The organism is Methylorubrum podarium, assembly GCF_022179745.1.
In the GTDB taxonomy this organism is placed as follows: Bacteria; Pseudomonadota; Alphaproteobacteria; order Rhizobiales; family Beijerinckiaceae; genus Methylobacterium; species Methylobacterium podarium.
In genome coordinates, this window is record NZ_BPRD01000442.1 from 1 (window position 1) to 2,152 (window position 2,152).

Annotated in this window: 2 protein-coding genes and 1 pseudogene; 2 read left to right on the plus strand and 1 reads right to left on the minus strand. The window is 68.9% G+C overall.

Features of this window, described 5'->3' with window-relative positions; genetic code table 11:
- Window positions 1–151, minus strand: a pseudogene (locus MFF42_RS20240) (DNA/RNA nuclease SfsA); the annotation flags it as partial.
- A gap of 83 nt (window positions 152–234) precedes the next feature.
- Here MFF42_RS20240 and MFF42_RS20245 point away from each other — a divergent pair.
- Entirely contained in the window at window positions 235–972 is a 738-nt protein-coding gene (locus MFF42_RS20245; protein WP_238257351.1) for a competence/damage-inducible protein A, read from the plus strand.
- Between the two features lie 113 nt (window positions 973–1,085).
- A complete protein-coding gene (locus MFF42_RS20250) occupies window positions 1,086–1,961 on the plus strand; it encodes a formate/nitrite transporter family protein (protein WP_238257352.1) in 876 nt (291 codons plus the stop codon).
- Window positions 1,962–2,152: the final 191 nt, after the last annotated feature.

Below are 2,152 nucleotides of genomic sequence, written 5' to 3' on the forward strand. Positions count from 1 at the left end.
CGCGGAACCCGTCCGCGTTGAGCCCCAGCATCGCGCCGGGATTGGCGCAATGCGCCGTGACCAGCGTGCCGTCGGCCAGCGTCACGTCGGCGAGGAACCGCTTGTAGCGCCGCACGAGGCGCCCTTCGATCAGGGGAGTGGGGAAACGCATCGCGGCCGTGGGGAGCGGGTCGGGCTTTCGCTTTCGCGCATCCGCGCCCTAGCTTCCACCCCGTTCCCCGCCCCCGAGGCTCCATGTCCCAAAGTCCCGACGTCACCGCCGCCATCCTCGTCATCGGCGACGAGATCCTCTCGGGCCGGACCAAGGACAAGAACATCGGCACGATCGCAGACATGCTGACCGAGATCGGCGTGGACCTGCGCGAGGTGCGCATCGTGCCGGACGTGAAGGCGGAGATCGTCGCCGCGGTGAACGCGCTGCGGGCGCGCTACACCTACCTGTTCACCTCCGGCGGCATCGGCCCGACCCACGACGACATCACCGCCGACAGCGTGGCGGAGGCCTTCGGCGTCGGCATCGACGTCGATCCGCGGGCGCGCGCCATGCTGCTGGAGCGGCACCGGCCGGAAGACCTCAACGAGGCCCGCCTGCGCATGGCCCGCATCCCCGACGGGGCCGACCTGATCGCCAACCCGGTCTCGAAGGCGCCGGGTTTCCGCATCGGCAACGTCTACGTCATGGCCGGCGTGCCGCAGATCATGCAGGCCATGCTCGACGAGATCCGGCCGACATTGACCTCGAACGCTCCGGTCATTTCCGAGACGATCGAGGCCGGCGCGATCCCCGAGGGCAACTTCGCCGGCGGCCTCGGCGCGATCGCCGCGGCGCATGCCGACGTCTCGATCGGTTCCTATCCCTCGATGACGCCGGAGGGATTCCGTAATCGCATCGTCGTGCGCGGTCGCGACGCCGGGGCGGTGGCGGCGGCACGGGCCGCGGTGGAGGCGCTGCTCGCGGGGCTTCGGGCGTAGGCACGCCGCAGCCGATCGACCCTTCACGATCTGGTGAAATAAATTTCCAGATGCCGGGAGCGCGCAAGCGCTGCCGTACGTTGGGCTGCGACCAGACGACCACCGAGGGCCGCATGTCCCAAGACACTCGCAGGCAGGAGGACCCGAAGACCCACGGTGCCCATACCCGGGAGAAGGACGACGCCCAGGTCGAGAAGGCGCATCGCCCGGACGCGCTGATCCTGCATGAGATCATCCGCCGCGAGGGCGAGGAGGAGATGCGCCGCACGACGCTGGCGCTCTCCCTGTCGGGCTTCGCCGCCGGGCTCACCATGGGCTTTTCGCTGATCGTGCCCGGCGTCCTGAAGGGACATCTGCCGCACGAGCCCTGGGCCGATCTCGTCGTGAGCATGGGCTACTCGATCGGCTTCCTCATCGTCGTTCTCGGCCGTCAGCAGCTCTTCACGGAGAACACCGTCACACCGATCCTGCCGCTCCTGACCGAACGCACCTTCGGCGCGCTGCTGCGGGTCGTGCGGCTGTGGACCATCGTGCTCGTCGCCAACATCCTGGCGACCATCGTCATCGCCTCGGTGCTGGCCCATACCGACGCGTTCAAGCCGGAGGTGCGGGAGGCATTCGCCGCCATCAGCCGCCACACCATCGAGGACCCGTTCTGGACCACGGTGATCAAGGCCGTGTTCGCGGGCTGGCTGATCGCGCTGATGGTGTGGATCCTGCCGGCCTCGGGCTCGGCGGCGCCCTTCATCATCATCCTGATGACGTGGCTCGTCTCGATGTGCGGCCTCGCCCACATCGTCGCCGGATCGGTCGACGCCTATTACCTCGTTGCCACCGGCGAGATCGATATCGCGACATACGTCACCGGCTTCTTCGTGCCGACGCTGCTCGGCAACGTGGTCGGTGGCGTGACGCTCGTCTCCGTGCTGAATTATGGGCAGGTCGCGCCGGATATGGAGGATCAGGGCCGTGCCGGTACCGGCGCCTGACCATGCCGCGACGTCAGCGCCTCATCGCTCGGCCGGCGGGACGGTGCGGTCCTTCCTGGCGACGGTCCGGGCTTTGCGCGCACGCGCCAGCAGGATCGCCGTCTGGACCGCCGCCCGCATCAGCAGCGGATGGGTGGCGGGATTGGCCGTGACCTGGCTCGCCCAGCCATGCCCCGCGACGGCGGCCGCGA